The sequence below is a fragment of the Halococcus salifodinae DSM 8989 genome (assembly GCF_000336935.1).
Taxonomy (GTDB): domain Archaea; phylum Halobacteriota; class Halobacteria; order Halobacteriales; family Halococcaceae; genus Halococcus; species Halococcus salifodinae.
This window is the reverse complement of record NZ_AOME01000051.1, coordinates 351110-370236: the sequence shown is the minus strand read 5'-3', so window position 1 is coordinate 370236 and position 19127 is coordinate 351110. Positions and strand designations below refer to the sequence as shown.

Below are 19127 nucleotides of genomic sequence, written 5' to 3'. Positions count from 1 at the left end.
GTGACGTCCTCATGATTGACGACACGCAGCTCGCGGAAAGCAAGGCAATCCACCGTCGGACGGGGACCACGTTCTATGTCGCGACACGGCTACTCCCCGAACGCGTCCGGCACGCCACGTACGTTCTGTACGCCTTCTTCCGCGTCACCGACGAGATCGTCGACGATCCGAACGGCCCGCCGCCGGACGTCCAGCGCACGGAGCTCGATCGCATCCGCGAGGCGGCGCTCGGTCGTCGAGAGACCGACGACCAGGTGCTCGCGGCGTTCAGTGAGCTCCGCGAGCAGTACTCGATTCCCGACGAGGTAGTCACGGAGTTCATCGATGCGATGGCGACCGACATCACGAAACGCCGATACGAGACCTACGAGGAACTCGAAACCTACATGGGCGGGTCGGCGGCCGCGGTCGGCGAGATGATGACCGCCGTCATGGATCCCGACGATCCAGAGACCGCGAGGCCGCACGCCCGCGCGCTCGGCGAGGCGTTCCAGCTCTCCAATTTCCTCCGGGACGTCGGCGAGGACATCGTCGAGCGCGACCGGATCTACCTCCCACAAACGACGCTCGACGAGCACGGCGTCTCGGAAGGGCAGATCGAGCGCCGCGAGACGGACGAGAACTTCGCCGCCGCGGTGGCGAGCGAGCTCGAACGCACCGAGGAGCGCTACCGCGAGGGCGTCGCCGGGATCAAGTACCTCCCAGACGACTGCCAGTTCCCCGTCCTCCTTGCCGCCGTGCTCTACGCCGACCACCACCGGCTGATCCGCGCGCACGACTACGACGTGCTCTCGACGACGCCCGAGCTGAGCACCACGCGAAAGCTCTCCCTACTCGCACGCACCCGATGGCACTGGCTCTGGAACAAGGACCCCGAAGCGGTGTTCGCGAAAGTGAGTACCGTGCCGATGCCGGGCGCGACGCGGCCGGATTCGGGGGTTGGCGAGCCGCGCCCGATGGGCTGAGCCGTCGGCACTTTTGGCGTCGAATCTCAGTCGAAACCCAGAACGGCTGCTGTGCCGAACACAGTCAGGATCGTGAGTCGGCAATCGAGCCGACGGCGAAATCGAACCGATCGGTTTTGAGTAGACCACCAGCGAGAACGAGCGCGAGCGCCACTGGAATCCAGTTGCCGAAGTAGGCGTTGATCCCGCCCCAGAGTACGACGAAGCTCACGAGATCGTCGAGCATGAACCCACACTCGTCGAGCCGAGCGCGTAGCGCCGTGCGATCGAAGGTGAGATCGAGCACGAATACTGTAACTGTGGCCGACAGCACCCATCCCAAGTAATTCGAGACGGGAACGCCGTAGTAGACCCCCTCACCGTAGCTCCAGAAGCCGATCGCGACCGCGCCTGGATCGAGCACGAGATCGACGAGGAGCACCGTCGCGATCACCACGACGAGTCGGATGGCACGCCGTCTGGCTGCGTCGCCGAGCACGAGAAGACAGAGCAGGTAGCTGTTCAGGACGAGCGGGAGAAAAAAGACCGGCAGGCCGAGCGGAACCCCCGCCAGCATCGGCCCGAGCGCGATGGTGTACTCGAAGGTGCCGTACGGCCACCCTGTCGTCACCCCGATCAGCTCGATCCCGAAGGCGTAGGCGACGAGCACAGCGAGACCGAGCGACGCCCGGCGATCGAGCACCGGCACGAGTCCCGCCACGAGGGGGAGGCGCATCACGACCGTTCCGAGCAGGATGAGAGCGGGGTTGTAGCGCAACGGCGGGCCGACGAGGGCCTCGGCGCTCGCGAGAAGAAGGACTGCGCCGACGATCGGGAACACGACCGCGATGGTGAATCGGTTGTCGGCCACCAGATCGTCGAGTCGCGCTTCGATCCGTCGGCGGGTCGCTGTCTCAGCCGCCATAGATCAGGGTCCAGATCCCGCCGAGGGTCATGATCGTTCCGACGAGCGTGTTCACCGCGGGATACCACCAGTACGCGCGCTCGACCGCGACCGACGACCGTGCGATCGAGAACACCAGAACGGGGTACGCGAGCAGGAGCAGGGTGAAGAACGGGTGGACGACGAAAAACAGGATCGCCGCCGCGAGCCAGCACGCCCCACAGTAGGCGTAGGTTCGGCGTTCGCCCAATGCTGTGGCGGTTGTCCGGATGCCTGCCTCGCGATCGGGCTCGATGTCGGGGATCGCGGAGAAGGTGTGCATCCCCATCGTCCAGAGCCAGCCACCGAGTACGGCGGCGAGCGGCGGCACGGCGTCAGCGACGGCGATGTAGCCGACCACCCCTGGGAGGACGTACAGCCCGTTCGAAACCGAGTCGAGCGGCGGAGTCGTCTTGAATCGGAAGGGTGGCGCGCTGTACGCGACCGCGAGGAAGCCGAAGACGGCGAACGCCGCGAGTTCGCTCGGGGGGAGGACGGGAACGAACGCCAGCCCGAGGAGGCCGCTCGCGAGCACCGCCCAGAGCACGCCCTGATCGCCCGAGTAGCGCACCTCCCGGTCGTCCTTCTTCGGGTTTTCGGCGTCGATGTCGGCATCGAAAACGTCGTTGACGCCGTAGAGGAAGACGTTGGCGGGGACGAGGAAGTACGCAAACAGCGCGACGGCGACGGGTGAGAGGACGTCGGTGGGCGCGTCGGCGGCGTAGACCACGCCGACGATCACCGGACCGGCGAGGTAGAGCCAAAAACGCGGGCGTGAGAGCCGGAGGAGGTAGCCCAACCATGTGGATTCGGGCGGCGCGAGCGCTCCGAGCCGGTCGACCGTCCGGCGGACGCGCTCGCCGACGCTCATCGGTGGTCGTCGATCACGGCGTTCGCGGCGTGCTCGCCGCTGATCAGACACATCGGGACGCCGATCCCCGGTGTGGTGTACGAGCCGGTGAAGTAGAGGTCCGGGACGGCTTCGGAGCGATGCGGCGGTCGGAACAGCGCGGTCTGGCGGAGTGTATGGGCGAGACCGAGCGCGGTCCCCTGGCGGCTGTTGTAGCGCTCGGCGAAGTCCGAGACCGAGAAGGTTTCCTCGACCACGATCCGGTCTTCGAGATCGACGCCGGTGTTCGCGGCGATGTCGTCGAGCACGGTCTCGCGATAGCGCTCCCGTGTTTCGGGCGAATCGTCGAGGCCTGGCGCGATCGGCACGAGCGCGAAGAGGTTCGAGTGACCGTCGGGCGCGACGGTATCGTCGGTCTTCGAGGGGACACAGAGGTAGTACGCCGGATCGTCGGGCCACGCCGGCTCGTCGAAGATCTGAGCGAAGTGGCCGTCCCAGTCAGTCGGCAGCACGAGAGTGTGATGCGCGAGCGGGTCGACATCACCCTCGACGCCGAGATAGAGGAGGAAGGCGGAGGGCGCGAGCGTGCGATCGTCCCAGTAGCTCTCCGAGTACTGGCGCTCGTGTTCGGGCAGGAGCTCCTGCTCGGTGTGTGCGTAATCGGCATCGCTGACGACCGCATTTGGGCTGTGGGTTCCCGCCACGGTGTCGACGAGGAACTCGCCCCGCCGCCTGGTGATCTCGGTGACCTCTGCGCCGGTCTCGAACGTGACACCGAGCTCCCGGGCGAGATCGGCGATTCCGTCGACGACGCCGCCGAACCCACCCTCCGGGTAGTACACGCCGAGGTTGAAATCGACGTGACTCATCATGGTGTAGAGCGCGGGCGTGTTCTTCGGCGACCCGCCAAGGAAGACGAGGGTGTACTGCATGATCTGCTGGAGCTTCGGGTGCTCGAAGTAGTTCGAGACGTGCCCCTCCATCGAGCGGAGCAGGTTCAGCCCGACCGGCGCGGATCGAAACACCTCGCTGTCGACCCAGTCCCGCAAGCGGGGGCGATCAGTGTAGACGAACCGCTCCATCGCGGCCTCGTAGGTCGACTCGCTCTGGGCCAGGTAGTCGTCGAAGGCTTCGGCCGCGCCGTCCTCGTAGGATTCGAACGTCGCCCGGACCTGATCCATATCGGGTGTGAGATCCACCCGGTCGCCGTCCTTGAAGAACACGCGGTAGTGGGGATCGAGACGGGAGAGACCGTAGTAGTCGGTCGGCTCTCTCCCGAAGTGACCGAAAAATCTCTCGAAGACGTCGGGCATCATATACCACGACGGTCCCATGTCGAACCGGAAGCCCTCGGTCTCGAACTGGGAGGCGCGCCCGCCCAGTTGATCGTTCTTTTCGAGCACGGTGACGTCGGCCCCTGCATCGGCGAGATAGCACGCCGCCGACAGCCCGCCGAAGCCACTGCCGACCACGGCGATCGATCGCCCGGCGAGCGGGTCGTCCGACCCCACTCCTGTCGTACTCGTTCCGCCCGAGAGCGAATCCATGTACTCGTTCACACGGCCGCGGCGCATAAAAACCGCCGGACCCGCCGGCGTCGAGGGAGCCGAAGCGTTCGGTTCGTCCCGTCTCCGTCCGTCACTCTTCGAGCAATCGTTTCGTGGATGGCAGCAGTCGATCGGCGCTCGGTGGCTCGGCGAACCACGCGGCCCCGTTGAGTTCGCCTGGCTGGATCGCGATCGAGCCGCCCTCGTACTCGGCGTGAAAGAACGCGCGGAGCACGTGGAGACGCTCGTCGTACCCCTCACAGGTGGCGACCTCGTGGCGCAGGTGGTTCAGCCCCGTCGGCGAAGCCGCGATTCCCACCTCTTCGAGCAACTCTCGCCGGACAGTCGCCTCCATCGTCTCGTCGCCCTCCTGGCCGCCGCCAGGCACGCCCCACTTCGATCCGCCCCGTCCCAGGATGAGGAGCACGCGCTCCCGCTCGTCGCCGTCGACGGCCATCGACTCGGTGAGTTCGGGTAGTCGTTCCGGGGGCCGATGGACGAGCGCGTACGCACTTCCGATGTAGCCGGTAGTGGACAGTTCGCTCCACTCCTCGAACTCATCGGCGTCCGGTGTATCGTGGCGCTCGCGGACGGGCGCTTCGCCGAAGCGATCGAACAGCCGATCGCGACGGCGCTCGATTTCGTCGAGATTGATCTCTCGATGGGTCATGAACCCGATCCAGCAGCCAGCACGTCTTGAGTCCGTCGAGACGATCGACGCCTCTCCCGCCGGACGATGGCCGACGATCAGCGGTCGATGCCGCCGGGACGGAAACGGGTATCGGGTTGCCGGCTTCACTGAGTGTATGGACGACACCACCGCACTCGTTACCGGCGCCAGTCGCGGGATCGGCGCGGCACTTGCGCGACGGTTCGTCGCCGAAGGCGCACACGTCGTCGGCTGTGCGCGCGACGCCGACGCGCTCGAAACGCTCGCCGAGGAGATCCGAGCGGGCAGCGACGACACGGACGACGCGAACGGCGGGATCACCGTCCAGCGCGCGGACGTCCGTGACGAGTACGACGTCGAACGTCTCGTGGAGACCGCCGCCAGAGCTGGTGAAAGCGACGGGATCGATCTCGTGGTGGCGAACGCGGGCGTCTATCACGGTTCGGCGGGCGAAACGCCGCTCGACGAGGAGAGCTACGCCGCTGTCGACGAGCATCTCCGGACGAACGCCCGTGGCGTTTTTTCCACCGTCCGAGAATCGCTTCCCCACCTCGCAACCAACGGCCGCGTACTGGTGCCCTCGGGATCAGTCGCCCGGGAAGCACGGTCCGGCATGGGTTCGTACGCCGTCTCGAAGGCCGCGGCGGAGGCGCTCGCGCGCGGGTTCGCGGTCGAGATCGACCAGTCCGTGGGCGTCGTCGATCCGGGTCAGGTCGCGACTGATCTCGCGGGCGATCAGGGACGTGATCCCGAGGAGATCGCCGAGATGTTCGTCTGGGCGGCGACTGTCATCGAGCCCGACGATCTCGACGGCGAGATCCTCGACCTCCGCGCGTGGCGGCAAGCGACTCGCTGAGACGGTAGTCCTAGTGGTGAGTGGTCGTCCGCCACCCGACGGGCATATTAACGACCAACACCTCGTTGCTAATCGAATGGGTATCAACGAGACAGACGATGGTGTTGAATTCGGGTCAGTCCCGTGGCTCGGCATTGCCGGAACGGGCGCGCTCGTGTGCCTCTCGGTCGTCGGGGCGACGGCGGGCCTCTGGAAAGTGCTCGTCGTCGGCTGGGTCGCGTTCGCCGCGATGGCCGGCGGGGCACTCGTGGGATCACGCTCGGCGACCGCCGACACCCACGCGGAGCGGTTGGTCTGGGGGTACGGTCTCGCGAGCGGCGCGATGGTCACGAGTGCCGCCGTCTTCCTCGTCCCGCAGGCGATCGGGTACGACCCGAAGATCGGCGGGTTCGGGATCGCCGCCGGGCTGCTCGCGGGCTACACCGGCCACACCGTCGGCCACCGATTCGCCCACCGTGATCTCCCCATAGAAACCACGACCGCCCAGCTCACCGCGCATTCGCTGACGGCCGGGATCGTCATCGGGACCGTCTACACGCTGCTGCCCGATCTCGGCCTCCTGCTGGGACTCGGAATCGTCTCACATAAGGGACCTGCGGGCTACGCCGCCGCACAGCGGCTCCAGCGGCGCGACATGCCGGTCGGGATGGTCGTGCTCCCGGCGGCCGGGGTTGGGGTCGCGGCGCTCCTCGCGGGGTTGCTCCAGCCGCCGTCGTCGATGGCGGTCTCGGCCGCGGTCTTCGGGTTCGCCGCCGGACTCTTCCTTCACGTCGCGATGGACTTCCTGCCGGAGTGTGAGGTCGGTGGCGAAGTCGGTGAGGTAGCGGCGCTCACCGGCGACGACCACGCGCTGCTCGACCGCCTCCGGGTTCACGCGGTGGCGAGCACCGCGGTCGGCGCGGGGGCAGTGTTTCTCGCGTGGCTGGCGCTCGCCGCCTGACGCGTCGCGCCGGTCTCCAGTCGATTCCGGCCTGGTTCCGATCTCGTGTCGAATGACCGACGGAAGGGGAAGTGTTTTGCTATTCAGTACCATACCGTCACGCATGGGCGTCATCGCCGAGTTCAGTCTCGCGCCGGAGAAACTCTCGTTCGCGACGGCGCTCTCGGCCGCACCGTCGGTCGAGTTCGAAATCGAGCGGGAGTACGGGACGCGCTCGGCAACGCCGGTCGCGTTCTGTTGGGCGCGCGGTGACGATCTCGCGACGTTCGATCGCGGACTCGAACGCGACGAGACCGTGACCGACATCCAACGGCTGAGCGAATCGGACGACCGACGACTCTATCGCGTGCGACTGACTGGCACAGCTCCCGTCATGACTTACGACGCGTGGATCGATCTCGGGGCAGCCCGCCTCGAAATGTGCTACACCGACGGACGATGGCACACAAGAATGCGGTTTCCCGATCGCGAAGCACTGACCACGTTCAGTGGGTTCTGTGACGAGCACGGACTCGAGTTCCGACTCGACCGACTGTACGACACCGATCCCAGCGACGGACCACCGCGGGATCGGCTCACGTCCTGCCAGCGCGAAACCCTCCAGTTGGCCCACGAACGCGGCTACTTCGACATCCCACGTCAGGCCACTCTCGGCGACCTCGCCGAGGATCTCGGTGTCTCGAACCAGGCTGTTTCCGAACGGCTCCGTCGCGGCTGTGCGCGGCTCGTCGGCGATCTGTTCGGCTAAAGGTGCTTGCTATGTCATCGCGAATCGTTTAGTCGAGCGATTGCCTATCGGCGGTCGGGGATCGTCCTTCGGGGCGGGTTCCGTTGCGTGGCATCGCATACTCGACCGCCCCACCGTTTTCGTCCCCCATCGTGCCCGGAATCGGCCGAAATGGCAGTCTCTCAACCAGCGAACCATATGCTCTTGTTTCCGGCGTGTGTACCCAGAAGTGATGGTTTCTGATGGCGATTCCGCCCCTGACTTCACCGCAAAGCTCGCCGGCGACGAGCCGGCGGAATTCACGCTCTCGGAACAGTTCGGCGAGGCACCGCTCGTGCTCGCCTTCTTCCCGGGTGCGTTCACGCCGCCGTGTACCAACGAGATGGTGGCGTTTCAGGACGACCTCGACGCTCTTCGCGGGACCGGGGCGACCCTGTACGGGATCAGCGCCGACTCGCCGTTCTCCCAGGCCGCGTTCCAAGACGAACACGGTCTGGAGTTCGATCTCGTGAGCGACATGGATCGAGCGGCCATCGAGGCCTACGACGTGAGCCTCGACATCGACGATCTCGGGCTCCAGGGCGTGGCCGAGCGCGCGATCTTCGTCATCGACGGCGACGGGACGATTACGTACTCGTGGGTCGCCGACGATCCGACCAACGAGCCCGACTACGACGCGGTCCACGAGGCTGCCGAGGCCGCGGCGTAAGCTCGTACGAACGCCGACCCACAGCCGGCCGCTTTCTTCGGTACTCTCGGGTAGCTACAGCTCGATCTTCGTTTCGGGGTTTTCCAGCGACCAGAGCACCTCGGGAAGAAAGGCGTCGAGGTTGTCGATCACGCGGCGCTCGCTCACGTCGAGACCCTCGCAGTGTTCTTCGGCCTCGTCGCGTACCGTCACGCGGATCTCACCGTTCTCGTAGTGGACTTCGAGCGGGAACACCGAACACCGCGCGGGCTTCCAGTCGTGTTCGGCGTGGAGCGAACACAGGCCGTCCTCGCCGAGGAAGTAACACGCCGCGCCGTCGTCGCCAGTGTGGTCGTCTCTGTCCTTTTGCTCACGGCGGACGAACTGCTCGCCGTGGGCGGTCGTGGTGGCGTCGTTCAGGTTCGCGCGTTGGGCGAGGCCGAGGAGATCGTGATCGTAGAGCAACACGCCGTGGCCACAGCACCACGTACACGAGTCGACGCACTCGAAGGTGAGGTCGGGATCGAACGCCACGACCGCCTCACAGCCGGGATGGACCTCGACGCGGCGTGGCTCGTTCACGAACGAGATCCGTGCTGTGGCGGACAAAGGCTTTCGGTCGGCGTCACGCCGGTCGTTCGCGACCGTTTCACCGAGAATTGGATCCCTGTCGGGAGTCGCGAGGCGGGCACACCAGCCATCGCCGGCAACCGAATCTTGAAGCCTGGCCGCAAACACGTCTCTCGGGATGCAACAGATCACCGTGGATGGCACGACGGTCCCCGCACTCGGCTTCGGCACGTCGGGAATGGACACCGACGACGAGCGGTATCGGGCCGTCTCGGCCGCGCTCGACGCGGGCTATCGCCACGTCGACACCGCACAGATGTACGAGAGCGAATCGGCGGTCGGCGACGCGATGGGTGATTCCGGAATCGACCGCGAGGAGGTGTTCGTCACCACGAAGCTGTTGGGCGAGAATCGCGCCCACGACGCGGTGATCGAGTCGACCCGCGACAGCCTCGACCGCCTCGACACCGAGTACGTCGATCTCCTCCTGATCCACTCGCCCGATCAGGAGGTGGCTCACGAGGAGACCCTTGACGCGATGAACGAACTCGTCGAGGAGGGAACGGTGGAGAACATCGGTGTCTCGAACTTCTCGGTCGAAGAGACGCGCGCGGCGATCGAGCACTCCGATGCGCCGATCCTCACGAACCAGGTCGAGTACAACGTCCACGAGCGCCGGGACGACCTGCTCTCGCTCTGTCTCGACGAGGACGTGATGCTCACCGCCTACAGCCCGCTCGGGGTCGGCGATTGCCTCGACAACGAGGTGGTCACGGGGATCGCCGACGACCACGACAAGACGGCCGCCCAGGTCGCGATCCGGTGGCTGCTCCAACAGCCGCTGGTGTCGCCGATCCCGATGTCATCGAACCCCGAGCACGTCCGGGCGAACGCCGACGTGTTCGACTTCGAACTCACGGACGACGAGATGCGCGATCTGTTCGCCATCGGCGGCGATCTCGACGACGATCTCGCTGGGAAACTCGGACTGTAGTCGGTTCGTGACGGCGAACGGTTCTTAGCTGTACCCACGCCAGCGATGACCGCACTCGGTACATTTGAAGAATCGCGTCGGCGGCTCGTCGGCCGAGCCGGTCTGCTTGATGGTGTACCACGCACGATCGTTGCCACAGTCGTCGCACTCGACCTCGGCGGTGGGTTTGCCCTCGTCGGCGGCGTCCTCGCTGGTTTCGATCACGTCGTCGGTGGTCTGGGATTCGGTGCTCACGAACGCCGCTGCGCGCTCGCCGTCCTTCGGGACGCGCTCGCCACAGTCGGCGCACACCATCTCGTCGCCGTCTGCGTGCATCATCGATCCGCACTCGTCGCAGAACTGCATGCGGGGGTCCACGGGAGCGACCGTGAAAAGCACCCGGACAGCGGCCCAGTGGGATCGTTCTCGTCGTCGGCGTCCCCGGGTCGATGACGTCGAACGACTCAGCCGTGGCCCCCGAGAACGGCGTTCACGGCCGCTCCGGTGAGGAGGATGAACATGCTCGCGTACACCCAGATCAGCACCGAGAGCACCACACCGAGCACCTCGTAGGCCTCCTGCGTGATCGCGTAGGTGGCGTAGAGCTGAAAGATGACGTGAAAGAGTGCCCAGCCGATCGCGGCCACCACCGTGCCAGGGAGCACGTCGCGGGGCGTCACTTCGACGTTCGGAAACACGTAGTACAGCGGGAAGAACACGACCGCCAGCACGACCACGAACAGCAGCGGGTTGGCGAGCCGGGCGAGCGGCCCCAGCGGCACTACCGCGACAATCGCCCCGACGACCACCGACGCTGCGAGGCCACCAGTCACCGCGAGCACGGCCACGACGCCGTCGCCGAACTGTCGCCCGAGCGAGTCGTGAGTCGGAGCGTCGTAGATCGTCGCGAAGGCGATGTCGAGCCCGCGGAAGATCCTGAACAGGCTCCAGACCAGCGCACCAGCACCCAACACCACCAGTCCTGTTCGATCCGCCGCGCCCGTGATGGCGTTCGCGAGCAGCGCCCGCGCCCGCGGCGTGAGATACGGCTGTGTCAGTTCGACGAGATAGTCGACGCCGGCCTCGCCGCCGACCGCCGAAACCACGACGAGCGAGAGCAAGGAGACGGGAACCAGCGCGACGAACACGTGGTATGCGAGGCTCCCCGCGAGAAAGGGCACGTAGTTCCCGGTCACGTGACGAACGATCCGGCGGACAGTCGCGGCTGCGGCGGCGAGTCGCTCGTTCATGATCGGCGTTCCGACAGCGAGCCGTCACACCGAGCGACGACGATTCTCTGACCGGACACGGTACACCCGCTACGAGGAGCACGAGGATATACTGTGGGCCGGCACGTCACGGGACGGGCGATCGCACCGCTGTTCCCGGGCTCGATTCGGGGAGTGAAAGTGAAAATTGCCGTGGACCGTTCGAGACCGTGTCGGGACCGTCAGTCGTCGGTTCGGGCGTGAGCGTGGGTGTAGACGAACTCCCGGAGGAGTTTCGCTCCGAGCGCGGCCGCCTGGCCGTCGTCGCGGTCGTTCACCTCGACGAGATCGAACCCCACGGTCGACGGCGCGACCGATCGGACGACGGATCGGAGCTCGCGCGGTTCGAGCCCGAACGGTTCCATCGTGCCGGTCCCCGGTGCGAATCCGGGATCGGCGGCGTCGATGTCGACGCTACAGTAGACCGAAGTCCCGTCGTCGAAATCCGGCTCCCAGTCGGCCACGTCGCCGGGCGGGACCACCGTGACGTCGTCGCGGTCGGCGCGCTCCCACTCGGCTTCGCTGCCGGCGCGCGCGCCGAGGACGACGGCTCGATCGGCGATATCGAGCACGTGACGCGTGACGGTGGCATGGCTGTACTCGTCGCCCGCGTACGACTCCCGGAGATCGAGGTGGGCATCGAGACAGACGAACACGTCGGGCTCGGTCGCGCGCACGCCCGCGACGCTCACCGTGTGTTCGCCACCCACGAGCAGCGGGATGGCTCCGTCGTCGGCAGCGTCGCCGAGCAACCCCATGAGGAAGTCGAGATACTCCGTGACGTCCGTGAACGTGTCGAGATCGCCGGCGTCGTGGACGCCGAGGGCCGAAAAGCGGCGATCAGTTCGTCGATCGTAGTCGTCGAACGTTTTCGCGAACTGGCGCACCCGGCGGGGACCGAAGCGTGCGCCGGGCTGAAACGTGGTCGAGCGGTCGAGCGGCGCGCCGACGAGGACGTAGTCGGCGTCGTCCCGTTCGGCGCTCGCGTCGGGGAACACCGCAGTCCTCAGACGATCTTTCGCTGCTCGTCCATCTCGAGATACTCGATCTCGTCGTCGGGCGCGAGGTCGGCGTCGCCGGTCTTGATCGTGAACGTCTCGTAGGTGTCGAGCGCCATCACCTGGGAGACGTCGTCGGACTCGACACTCACGACCTGGCCCTGCTTTCGGTGGATGATCGGGACCCAGACCTTCGCGTCGACGGGTTGGGTGAAGTTGCGCTTGTTCCCGTCGAAGACGCCCGTGCCCTCGACACGGGCCTTCGCGCTGCCGTGCTTGCCCGGTTTCGCCGTGCTGTACGCCGTGATCTTGCACGGCGCGTCGTCGATCATCACGTAGCTACCCTCGCCGAGGTCGCGCACCTGCGTCTGCTCTCTGGCCATAGCCGTGATTGCTAACCCGGCAGTATAAACGGTTTGGAAGCAGCCCTGTCGTTCCCCGATGGCCGCTACTCGGTCGTGTGTGCTTCGATCACCCGACCGACCCGTTCGAGCCCCTCGTCGAGCTCGTCGGCCGGGAGCCCGAACCCGATCCGAAACCGGTCGTCGAACCCGAAGACGTCGCCCGGTGCGAGCACCACGCTCTCTTCTTCGACCACCGTCCGGCAGAACTCGCGGGCGTCCGTGAACCCCGATGGAACCGTCGGAAACCCGTTGACGCCGACGGGGTCGTGCCAGTCGAGACCGTGTTCGTCGACGAACTCCCGGACGACCTCGTGGTTCCGGCGGGCGTGCTTGCGGTTCTCGTCGAGGATCGTCTTCTCCTGCTCGCCGAGGGCCTGGCGCGCGATATGCTGGCCGAAGATCGAAGGCGAGATCGTGGTGTAATCCTTCCAGCGTCGCGCCGCATCGGCGATCTCGGGCGGGCCACACAGCCAGCCGAACCGGAGGCCGGCGAGGCCGTAGGCCTTGGTGAGACTCGTCGTACTGATCCCCCACTCACCGAGACTCGCGACAGGAGGAAGGGGATCGTCGGCGAGCAGCCGGTACACTTCGTCACAGAGGAGGTAGGCGTCGTTGTCGGCCGCGAGATCGTAGAGCGCCTCGATCCGCTCGCCCGAGTGGTATCGTCCGGTGGGGTTGTTCGGGTTGTTGCAGACCACGAGTCGTGTGTCGGGTTCGATCGCGTCGGCGACCGCATCCACGTCAAGGCGCCAGTCCGGCGGCGTGAGTTCGACGCGAGTGACATCCGCGATCGCCTCGGGAAGCGCGTAGAGGGACTGGTAGGTCGGGGTCACGACCACCGCGTGATCGTCAGGGTCGAGCGTCGCGAGGACAGCGAGCAGATTGGCCTCCTGCGTGCCACAGGTAAAGAGGAGGTCGTCGGCCGAGCGGTCGTAGCGGTCGGCGACCTGTGCCCGGAACTCGGGGTCGCCATCGGTCGGGATCACGTAGCCGAGCTCGCCGGGATCGGTGTCGAACCGCGAGGAATCGAGGCTCCGGATACCGCTTTCGGCGAGCATGATGTCGGCGTCGTGTTCGTGCTCGTCGAACCAGCGTTCGAGCGTGAACGGTTCGATCTCCATATCACGACATCGACGAGCAGCGGCAAAAATTCGAGGGATGACGACCGCCCCATGAGACGACGATCGGTGCGAGCGATCCTCGGCAGGGGGTTAGTGTTTTTAATCCCGGGTGGCGTACCGGGCCGCATGAGATGTGTGATCGTCGGGTACGGTCGCGTCGGGATTCGGACCGCACAGATCCTCGCCGAAGAGGGCCACGACGTTCTCGTGATCGACAACGATCCGGCGAAGGTCGAACGCGCCCGCGAGGCGGGCTTTGCGGTCATCGAGGGCGACGGCGCGACCGACGATGTCCTCGCCGAGGCTGACCTCGACACTGCCGATGCGGTCGGCGGACTCACGGGCGATCCCGAGACCAACTTCACGGTGTGTACGGCCGCGAACGAGCGCGGCTGTCGCACGGTGTTACGGATCAGCGAGGAGTTCAGCGAGGCGGTCTACCAGCAGTACAGCGAGGGCGTCGACGAGATCGTCTACCCAGAGCAGTTGGGAGCCGCAGGGGCAAAGACCGCACTCCTCGGGGGCGATTTCAACGTCCTCGCCGACATCACCGAGAAGCTCGCGGCGACCACGCTCACCGTTCCCGAGGGATCACCGGCGATCGACGAACGCGTCGTCAGTCTCGACGTCCCGGAGGGTGTGCGGATCTACGCCCACGGTCGGGCGGGCGAAGCGATGGATATCCCGTTGCCGCGAACCGCGATCGAGGCCGGCGACCAGCTCGCGGTCGTCGCCGAACCGGACGCCGTGAGCGTCGTCCGCGACCGGCTCCGCGGGGACACAGGCGAGGCCTAGCGAGTCAGTCGATCGAAGACAGCGTCGAAAGAGCACGAGGAGGGGAGGGCGTCGCAGCGGGAACCGTCGCCGGGCGCGCGAGTGGGAGGATGGGGGGATTCGAGGCCGTCGGCGCGCCCGGATAGATCGACGATCGGTTGATACTTAAATCTGCGTCAGACATCCGCGTGACGAACGCCAGATCGGGGTCGTGGCAGCCTTGCGCCACCGCCGGCTCCCCCGGCACATCCTGCTTAGACGTCGTATTGGTCCAGCTGCGTGCGGGTCGACTGGCCGGTGAGTTCGTCGAAGTCGGTGCCCTCTTCGAGCGCGGTCTCCTTTTTGACGCGGTAGTTGCCACCGTCGGTGACGTAGCAGTCGCCCGGATGGAAGAAGTACCACGCTTCGCGGTCGAACCGTACTCCGATACGGGGTTTCGCGCCGAAGTTTTGGGCGAAGTAGACCAGCGCTTCGACCTCCTCGCCGGTGAGATAGATCGGGTCGCCCGCGGAGGATTTCGCCTCGATCGCGAAAAAATCACCGTCGTTACCGGCGAGCACGTCGGGGAGCTCGCGGTCGGTCGCACTGCCGCTCGCCGGCGCGCGCATCACCGCGAACCCGGCATCGTCGAGCTCGTTGACGAGTTCGCGCTCCCGACGATCGCCCTTGGCGTTGCTCACGTTCCGTGATCCCAGCTTCCCATGTACTCCGTCTGTTCGTCGGAGAGTTCGTCGATCGCGAGCCCCTCGGCGTCGAGTTTGATCTCGGCGACCTCACGGTCGAGATCGTCGGGAACGTCGTGGACGCCCGGCTCGTACGCTGCCCCGCTGAGTTCGCGCACACAGACTGCCTGGACGCCGAAGCTCTGGTCCATCACCTCGACCGGGTGGCCGAGCGCGACCGGCGCGGCGAGGTTGACGAGTCGGCCCTCGGCGAGCACGTTCAGCCGCGTGCCGTCGTCGAGTTCGTACTCCTGAACCCCGGGCCGCACCTCACGGGTGCTCGCCGCGAGATCCGAGAGCCCGTCGAGGTCGATCTCGACGTCGAAGTGGCCCGCGTTCGCGAGCAGCGCGCCGTCGCCCATCCGCTCGAAGTGCTCGGCGGTGATGACGTCGCGGTTGCCGGTCGTGGTGACGAACACGTCGCCTTTCGCCGCGGCTTCGCTCATGGGAAGGACCTCGTACCCCTCCATGTGAGCCTCCAACGCGCGCCGGGGATCGACCTCGCAAACGACGACATGGGCGTTCTGGCCGGCGGCCTTCTTCGCGACACCCTGGCCACAGTAACCATACCCTGCGACGACGATCGTTTTCCCCGCAAACGAGAGGTTGGTGGTCATCGCGATCGCCGACAGCGCGGACTCACCCGTGCCGTGAACGTTGTCGAACAGCCGTTTCATCGGCGTGTCGTTCACCGCGAACACGGGGTACTCCAGCGCGCCGTCGTCGTCCATCGCGCGGAGGCGGTGGACGCCCGTCGTCGTCTCCTCGCACCCACCCACGATGGAGTCGATGAGTTCGGGATAGTCGTCGTGGATCGCGGCGACCATGTCCATCCCGTCGTCCACAGTAATCGTGGGCTCGTGGCCGATCACGGCCTCGATCGCGGCGTAGTAGGCGTCGTCGTCGACGCCGCGCTCGGCGTAGGAAGTGATCGATTCGTGGGCGTCGAGCGCCCGACTCACGTCGTCGTGGGTCGAAAGCGGGTTACAGCCTGTGATCGCGATCTCCGCGCCGGCGGCGGCGAGCGTCTCGGTGAGCACAGCAGTAGTGGCCTCGACGTGCATCGCCATCCCGATCCGCTCGCCCGCGAGAGGTTGTTCGGCCTCGAATTCCTCACGAAGCGCGCGCATGATCGGCATGTGCTCGCGTGCCCAGTCGATCTTCTGGCGGCCCGACTCGCGGGCGCTCTCGGGATCGTCGATACGGTCGGTGATCGGCGCGGCGTCGGTCATGGGTGAACCGAGAGCCAGCGCGCTCAAAACGCTACCGGACCCTACTTCGATAGTGTTCAGATAAGCTGGTTCCATGCGACGGCGAACGATCGCAACCACTCGTCGGCAGTTGCTGGATCGGCATGACTGAAACAGTTCGAGAACGAGGCGGTGCGTCGTTTTCCCTCGCGGAAGACACGTTCGACGCCGCTACGATTTCCATGCTGTTCGTCGCGGAAATCGAGGCCGTGGCGGCGGCAGGCTTCGTGTAGCGGTGTTGCACCGTCGACGAGAAACGTCGCCTGGCGAGGGCAAATAGTGCCAGTCCGGCAGCTCGACAGACGAACGACGCCGAAAGCAAGGTCGGTATCGATCCTGAGAGTCGTCCACGAACCGTGCGTGCGAAGGCGATCGCCCCGCCCATGACCGTGAAAAGGAAGCCGGCGTTGTCGAGTCCGACGGTTGGTGCGTAGAGTGGCACCAACGCGTCGATTGCGCCAACCGGAATGCCCGCGAACGTGACCAGGGCTGCGCCGGCAAACTGCACGGCGAACCCGTAACGATGCGCTACCCAGAGCCCGGCTGGTGGTAGCACCACGAGCGCGACGTTCGGAACCACATCGAAGTACGCGAATCCCTCCGATTGACGGGCGTCCGGTAACCACGTCTGCGGCGATCGTCGGCATCACGGTGTTGCTGGCATCCCAGGTCAGTCCGTGCAGTATGCGAAGGCCGATCGCGACCCAGATAGCGGTCACCCACGTGAACGAGAGGGTCGTAGCCACGAACGCGACAGCAGCTATCGCCTGGACGCCGCGCCGGCCGAAGCGGTCAAGCAGCCACCCGGCTATCGGCCGTGGCTGCAAAGGTGAACGTGCCGAACGCGAGGCCGATGAGCGACTCGCTTTGGGTGACCGTTTCCATATACACCGCAAACGTCGGATGGATCGCCGCGTAGCCGCTGCAGGCGAGAAACTGTGTCCCGCAACCGAGCAGGAAGGCACGCGTCCACAGCGGTGGCTCCTCGTCGGCGATGAATGCTGTCTTGAGCCGCCGTGTTAGCGCGCTACTCATTTCCTAGTCGTCAGCGCGGCTCGACCGTTTCGCGTGCTCCGGCGTGTCGGCTGCGACCTCATAGAGGGGGTTCGTCACCGTGCCGTGCTCGGTGGCGTGGGGACGACCGGGCGCGTCGTCGTAGCCGTAGTCGAAGATTCGGTTCCGGTTGAGGCTGAGCTTCGTGAACTCGGGCTGAAGCAGGTCGAAGAGCTCGAACCGTTCTTCCAGTTCGGGGAACTGCGACTGGTAGTCAAGTATCGTCTCCCGCGCGTGGGTCCAGAACTGATCTTCGGAGTACTCCTCGTGTTCCACGAGGAGGTCCGCGACGTATCGGAGCACACAGACGAACAGTCCACAGAAGATGAACTGACAGAGTCCCTCGGGGGGCTCCTTTCGGAGAACGTCGTGCATCTCATCTGCGAGCGCGTCCAGTTCGGGAAGCGGCCGGTCGCTCACGTTCACGTCGTCGGCGAAGTCCTTGACCGCGAGGCGGGATGGAACCGCGTCTTCAACGACCAGGATCGTGTTCTGTCCGTGCGGGGAGAAGACCGTACCGTAGCGATAGAGGAAGTGCAAGAGCGGCGGAAGCACAGTCTCGAAGAACTCCGCAAGCCACTCGTCGAGCGTGAGTCCCGACTCCGCGACGAGTTGCGAGACGTAGGGTTCGCCCTCGCCGTCGACGTGCATCAGCGCGGAGAGCGTGATGGCTTCTTCGTCATCGTCCAGGAACGTGTAGATCGACTCTCGCCAGACAGCGCCGAGCAGTTCGTGGTACTGGTAGGGCGAGCCCTCGATGTCGGTGAAATCTGAGTGGTCGTAGTTGACGCCCGCGATCTCACCCGGGAGGACGAGCCCCTGCTCTTGCAGGAACTCGTCTTCCTCGTAAATACCCTTGACGTACTCGGTGACGGTGGGAGCGAGTTCAGTCCGCTCCCCGGGGAGACCGCGCCAGACCAGGGTATTGAGGATCCGCATTGGGACTTTGACGTGGTGTTTCTCCTCGTTGTCGACGTTGACGAAGGTACGTACCGACTGCTGTGGCAGGTACTCGTCCGGTCCTTCACCGAGTGGCACGATGTCCTCGGCCGCGATGTGATCGGGGAACAGCGGGACGATACTGTTCTCCCACTGCCAGTCGTGCACCGGCAGGAAGTAGTAGGCGTCCGGGTCGAGGCCCCGTGCGGCCAGCCGGTCGCGGAACTCCTCGTAACGGGAACCGAGTTCGCGCCGGACGAGCGAGTCGTGATCGACGTTTTCCGTAGCGACGAAGGTCGCCTTTTCCTTGTAGATGGCGACCCATGAGAGCGTCACGGGGGTTTTCCGCTCGGGTGCGAACTGTTGGTAGTCGTCGTACCCCCAGCCGAGACGACCTTTGTTGTACGTGATCCAGGGGTGACCCTCCATCTCGCCCTCGAGTTCGGCATAGTCAAAGTCGAGTAGATTGACGTCGTCGCGGTTTCGCTTGCGTGCCTCGATGTGGGCGTCGGCGAGAAGCGTTCGCTTGTACTCGCGAACGAGGTTCCCCTCAGTCAGACCGTCGAGATCAGTGGTTTCGCCGAGATCGTGAACGAGTCCGAGCGGATCCGTGAACGCGGTCCAGTCGTCGCTCCCGTCGCGACGTTCGACGGTGTCGCCGTAGACGTGGAGGCCGTCCATCAACCGCTCCGTCGCTTCGAATCGGTACGATGCCTCGCCGAGGTCGAAGCGGTAGGTAGCAGGCTCGTCGTCGACATTGACCTTTCGAGGTGCGATAATCTCTTCGTACGTGAACTCTTCGAGCATCTTCGTGAGGAGCCGGGATTCGACCGTCTCCCACGTTTCGCTGTCCAGTGCGTGCCGTCGTATCGTGTCGTTCGGATCCATCG

General features: G+C 65.6%; 21 protein-coding genes and 2 pseudogenes. 7 read left to right on the top strand and 16 right to left on the bottom strand.

Going from position 1 to position 19127, the window contains the following annotated elements:
- Positions 1–11: 11 nt before the first annotated feature.
- Positions 12–965: a phytoene/squalene synthase family protein gene (locus tag C450_RS09005; protein ID WP_005042840.1), complete on the top strand. Its 954-nt coding sequence runs from the start codon at positions 12–14 to the stop codon at positions 963–965.
- Between the two features lie 64 nt (positions 966–1029).
- On the opposite strand, the gene cruF is transcribed toward C450_RS09005, so the two are convergent.
- The 4 genes from cruF to C450_RS08985 all read right to left on the bottom strand — a co-directional run bounded on the left by cruF (position 1030) and on the right by C450_RS08985 (position 4954).
- Positions 1030–1869, bottom strand: a complete 840-nt coding sequence (cruF, locus tag C450_RS09000) for a bisanhydrobacterioruberin hydratase (protein WP_005042837.1) — start codon at positions 1867–1869, stop codon at positions 1030–1032.
- On the bottom strand, positions 1859–2758 hold the full coding sequence (locus C450_RS08995; RefSeq protein ID WP_005042835.1) for a prenyltransferase: 900 nt from the start codon (positions 2756–2758) through the stop codon (positions 1859–1861). The genes cruF and C450_RS08995 overlap by 11 nt, the downstream gene beginning before the upstream one ends.
- Positions 2755–4284: a phytoene desaturase family protein gene (locus C450_RS08990; protein WP_005042832.1), complete on the bottom strand. Its 1530-nt coding sequence runs from the start codon at positions 4282–4284 to the stop codon at positions 2755–2757. The genes C450_RS08995 and C450_RS08990 overlap by 4 nt, the downstream gene beginning before the upstream one ends.
- Before the next feature lie 91 nt (positions 4285–4375).
- A complete protein-coding gene (locus C450_RS08985) occupies positions 4376–4954 on the bottom strand; it encodes an NUDIX hydrolase (RefSeq protein WP_005042831.1) in 579 nt (192 codons plus the stop codon).
- Positions 4955–5090: 136 nt separating this feature from the next.
- Here C450_RS08985 and C450_RS08980 point away from each other — a divergent pair, with 136 nt between their 5' ends.
- The 4 genes from C450_RS08980 (at position 5091) to C450_RS08965 (ending at position 8186) form a co-directional block, all read left to right on the top strand.
- Positions 5091–5810: an SDR family oxidoreductase gene (locus C450_RS08980; RefSeq protein ID WP_049910019.1), complete on the top strand. Its 720-nt coding sequence runs from the start codon at positions 5091–5093 to the stop codon at positions 5808–5810.
- 76 nt (positions 5811–5886) lie between these two features.
- Positions 5887–6750: a hypothetical protein gene (locus C450_RS08975; RefSeq protein WP_005042826.1), complete on the top strand. Its 864-nt coding sequence runs from the start codon at positions 5887–5889 to the stop codon at positions 6748–6750.
- Between the two features lie 103 nt (positions 6751–6853).
- A complete protein-coding gene (locus C450_RS08970; RefSeq protein ID WP_005042824.1) occupies positions 6854–7498 on the top strand; it encodes a helix-turn-helix domain-containing protein in 645 nt (214 codons plus the stop codon).
- A gap of 211 nt (positions 7499–7709) precedes the next feature.
- Entirely contained in the window at positions 7710–8186 is a 477-nt protein-coding gene (locus C450_RS08965; protein WP_005042822.1) for a redoxin domain-containing protein, read from the top strand.
- Between the two features lie 54 nt (positions 8187–8240).
- On the opposite strand, the gene C450_RS08960 is transcribed toward C450_RS08965, so the two are convergent.
- Positions 8241–8747 (bottom strand): YkgJ family cysteine cluster protein, encoded by a 507-nt coding sequence (locus tag C450_RS08960; RefSeq protein ID WP_152424459.1) that lies wholly within the window; start codon positions 8745–8747, stop codon positions 8241–8243.
- A 166-nt stretch (positions 8748–8913) separates the two neighbouring features.
- On the opposite strand from C450_RS08960, the gene C450_RS08955 reads away from it, so the two are divergent.
- Positions 8914–9729 (top strand): aldo/keto reductase, encoded by an 816-nt coding sequence (locus C450_RS08955; RefSeq protein WP_005042815.1) that lies wholly within the window; start codon positions 8914–8916, stop codon positions 9727–9729.
- Between the two features lie 24 nt (positions 9730–9753).
- Here the strand turns inward: C450_RS08955 and C450_RS08950 are convergent, their stop codons facing one another.
- From C450_RS08950 to C450_RS08930, 5 genes are all read right to left on the bottom strand, one after another.
- Entirely contained in the window at positions 9754–10074 is a 321-nt protein-coding gene (locus C450_RS08950; RefSeq protein WP_005042814.1) for a transcription factor S, read from the bottom strand.
- Between the two features lie 98 nt (positions 10075–10172).
- The gene (locus tag C450_RS08945; RefSeq protein ID WP_005042813.1) at positions 10173–10958 is read right to left on the bottom strand and encodes a YihY/virulence factor BrkB family protein; all 786 of its coding nucleotides are present in this window, start codon (positions 10956–10958) and stop codon (positions 10173–10175) included.
- A 200-nt stretch (positions 10959–11158) separates the two neighbouring features.
- Positions 11159–11974, bottom strand: a complete 816-nt coding sequence (gene speB, locus C450_RS08940; RefSeq protein ID WP_005042811.1) for an agmatinase — start codon at positions 11972–11974, stop codon at positions 11159–11161.
- Between the two features lie 8 nt (positions 11975–11982).
- Entirely contained in the window at positions 11983–12357 is a 375-nt protein-coding gene (locus C450_RS08935) for a translation initiation factor IF-5A (RefSeq protein ID WP_005042809.1), read from the bottom strand.
- Between the two features lie 65 nt (positions 12358–12422).
- Complete coding sequence (locus C450_RS08930) at positions 12423–13499, bottom strand: aminotransferase class I/II-fold pyridoxal phosphate-dependent enzyme (RefSeq protein WP_005042807.1); 1077 nt, start codon at positions 13497–13499, stop codon at positions 12423–12425.
- Between the two features lie 126 nt (positions 13500–13625).
- Between C450_RS08930 and C450_RS08925 the strand changes: the two genes are divergently transcribed.
- Positions 13626–14294, top strand: a complete 669-nt coding sequence (locus C450_RS08925) for a potassium channel family protein (RefSeq protein ID WP_049909989.1) — start codon at positions 13626–13628, stop codon at positions 14292–14294.
- A 233-nt stretch (positions 14295–14527) separates the two neighbouring features.
- Here C450_RS08925 and hjc read toward each other — a convergent pair whose 3' ends face one another.
- From hjc to C450_RS08905, 6 genes and pseudogenes are all read right to left on the bottom strand, one after another.
- Positions 14528–14953: a Holliday junction resolvase Hjc gene (gene hjc, locus C450_RS08920; protein ID WP_005042803.1), complete on the bottom strand. Its 426-nt coding sequence runs from the start codon at positions 14951–14953 to the stop codon at positions 14528–14530.
- On the bottom strand, positions 14950–16227 hold the full coding sequence (locus C450_RS08915; RefSeq protein ID WP_005042802.1) for an adenosylhomocysteinase: 1278 nt from the start codon (positions 16225–16227) through the stop codon (positions 14950–14952). The genes hjc and C450_RS08915 overlap by 4 nt, the downstream gene beginning before the upstream one ends.
- Before the next feature lie 56 nt (positions 16228–16283).
- A pseudogene (locus tag C450_RS22900) lies at positions 16284–16508 on the bottom strand (IS6 family transposase); the annotation flags it as partial.
- 423 nt (positions 16509–16931) lie between these two features.
- Positions 16932–17072, bottom strand: a pseudogene (locus tag C450_RS23470) (hypothetical protein); the annotation flags it as partial.
- Positions 17038–17280, bottom strand: coding sequence for a hypothetical protein (locus tag C450_RS22085; RefSeq protein WP_005042800.1), 243 nt, complete (start codon positions 17278–17280; stop codon positions 17038–17040). The gene C450_RS22085 and the pseudogene C450_RS23470, both read right to left, overlap by 35 nt.
- 3 nt (positions 17281–17283) lie before the next feature.
- The gene (locus C450_RS08905) at positions 17284–19125 is read right to left on the bottom strand and encodes an IucA/IucC family protein (RefSeq protein WP_005042799.1); all 1842 of its coding nucleotides are present in this window, start codon (positions 19123–19125) and stop codon (positions 17284–17286) included.
- Positions 19126–19127 lie beyond the last annotated feature (2 nt).

Excerpts from the sequence above, each read along its gene's own strand:
- C450_RS08970 (WP_005042824.1), top strand. The coding sequence starts at position 6,854 with ATGGGCGTCATCGCCGAGTTCAGTCTCGCGCCGGAGAAACTCTCGTTC.
- C450_RS08985 (WP_005042831.1), bottom strand. The coding sequence starts at position 4,954 with ATGACCCATCGAGAGATCAATCTCGACGAAATCGAGCGCCGTCGCGAT.
- C450_RS08935 (WP_005042809.1), bottom strand. The coding sequence starts at position 12,357 with ATGGCCAGAGAGCAGACGCAGGTGCGCGACCTCGGCGAGGGTAGCTAC.
- C450_RS08905 (WP_005042799.1), bottom strand. The coding sequence starts at position 19,125 with ATGGATCCGAACGACACGATACGACGGCACGCACTGGACAGCGAAACG.
- C450_RS08965 (WP_005042822.1), top strand. The coding sequence starts at position 7,710 with ATGGTTTCTGATGGCGATTCCGCCCCTGACTTCACCGCAAAGCTCGCC.
- C450_RS08980 (WP_049910019.1), top strand. The coding sequence starts at position 5,091 with ATGGACGACACCACCGCACTCGTTACCGGCGCCAGTCGCGGGATCGGC.
- C450_RS22085 (WP_005042800.1), bottom strand. The coding sequence starts at position 17,280 with ATGAGTAGCGCGCTAACACGGCGGCTCAAGACAGCATTCATCGCCGAC.
- C450_RS08930 (WP_005042807.1), bottom strand. The coding sequence starts at position 13,499 with ATGGAGATCGAACCGTTCACGCTCGAACGCTGGTTCGACGAGCACGAA.
- C450_RS08925 (WP_049909989.1), top strand. The coding sequence starts at position 13,626 with ATGAGATGTGTGATCGTCGGGTACGGTCGCGTCGGGATTCGGACCGCA.
- C450_RS08955 (WP_005042815.1), top strand. The coding sequence starts at position 8,914 with ATGCAACAGATCACCGTGGATGGCACGACGGTCCCCGCACTCGGCTTC.
- C450_RS08950 (WP_005042814.1), bottom strand. The coding sequence starts at position 10,074 with ATGCAGTTCTGCGACGAGTGCGGATCGATGATGCACGCAGACGGCGAC.
- C450_RS09005 (WP_005042840.1), top strand. The coding sequence starts at position 12 with ATGATTGACGACACGCAGCTCGCGGAAAGCAAGGCAATCCACCGTCGG.
- cruF (WP_005042837.1), bottom strand. The coding sequence starts at position 1,869 with ATGGCGGCTGAGACAGCGACCCGCCGACGGATCGAAGCGCGACTCGAC.
- C450_RS08990 (WP_005042832.1), bottom strand. The coding sequence starts at position 4,284 with ATGGATTCGCTCTCGGGCGGAACGAGTACGACAGGAGTGGGGTCGGAC.
- C450_RS08945 (WP_005042813.1), bottom strand. The coding sequence starts at position 10,958 with ATGAACGAGCGACTCGCCGCCGCAGCCGCGACTGTCCGCCGGATCGTT.
- C450_RS08995 (WP_005042835.1), bottom strand. The coding sequence starts at position 2,758 with ATGAGCGTCGGCGAGCGCGTCCGCCGGACGGTCGACCGGCTCGGAGCG.
- C450_RS08915 (WP_005042802.1), bottom strand. The coding sequence starts at position 16,227 with ATGACCGACGCCGCGCCGATCACCGACCGTATCGACGATCCCGAGAGC.
- C450_RS08975 (WP_005042826.1), top strand. The coding sequence starts at position 5,887 with ATGGGTATCAACGAGACAGACGATGGTGTTGAATTCGGGTCAGTCCCG.